Consider the following 362-nt stretch of genomic DNA (forward strand, 5'->3'; position numbering starts at 1 on the left):
CCACAGCAGGGTCATTCACCACGAACCGCGAAGAGCCCGATTGATCGGGCTCGGAAGCTGTTCTCGGCCGACCACGCAAATGTGCAGCCGCACTCTGGAGCTCAGGCGAACGCCGCTGCGTTCGGCGCCCTGATGAAACCTGGTGACACGGTGATGGGTTTGGCCCTTTCCCACGGCGGGCACCTCTCACACGGCACGACAATGAATGCTTCAGGAACCTTCTACAAAGCTGTCCGATATCACCTGGATTCCGATACCGGGCTGGTGAACTTGGAGACCGTGGCCCGTCTCGCGCGCCAGCATCGACCGCGAGTCATCGTTGCAGGGTGGACAGCCTATCCGAGGACGGTTGACTGGGCCGG

The 362-nt window shown here is 61.9% G+C and carries 1 pseudogene; it reads left to right on the top strand.

Annotated elements, in window-relative coordinates:
- Positions 1–39: 39 nt before the first annotated feature.
- A pseudogene (locus ACT3SQ_RS19345) lies at positions 40–362 on the top strand (serine hydroxymethyltransferase); the annotation flags it as partial.

The sequence above is a fragment of the Brachybacterium sp. AOP42-C2-15 genome (genome assembly GCF_052377065.1).
Taxonomy (GTDB): Bacteria; Actinomycetota; Actinomycetes; order Actinomycetales; family Dermabacteraceae; genus Brachybacterium.